Genomic DNA, 500 nt, shown 5'->3' with positions numbered 1-500 from the left:
TAAAAATGTTCGCGTTCCTTGATAAAATCATTCCCGATTTAATTCTTCTTGATATAGAGATGCCGGAGATGGACGGGATGGAGGCGCTGAAACGCTTAAAATCCGAAAGCAAATGGGCTGATATTCCGGTCATGTTTTTGACGGGACGAAATAACGCCGAAGTGGAGGCGCTGGGTTTTGAGTTGGGCGCAGTGGATTTTATTACAAAGCCTTTTTCCGGCCCCGTGCTTTTAAACCGAATAAAAACCCATCTTGATATAGACGGAATAATCCGTGAAAGAACGTCGCGTCTGCGTGAAATTAGAAACAGCATAGTTTCAGTTCTGGCGGATATGGTTGAAACCCGCGACAAGGGGACGGGCGGCCATATCGAGCGCACGTCCGTGTATATCAAAACTTTAATTCAGGAAATGAAAGAGCGCGGGTTATACGCCGAAGAAATGCAAAACTGGGATATTGATAACATGGCATCATCGGCGAGTACGCATGATCTTGGAAAG

General features: G+C 45.6%; 1 protein-coding gene. It reads left to right on the top strand.

The genetic code is table 11. The features are described 5' to 3' along the window. Nucleotides 1–500: response regulator (locus ACYVRA_RS08545; protein WP_461252296.1), on the top strand; the 500-nt coding region annotated here is incomplete at both ends.

It is taken from the genome of Treponema sp. R8-4-B8 (assembly GCF_054786175.1).
Note: the sequence above shows the minus strand (reverse complement) of the source record. Positions and strands in the feature narration are given on the sequence as shown.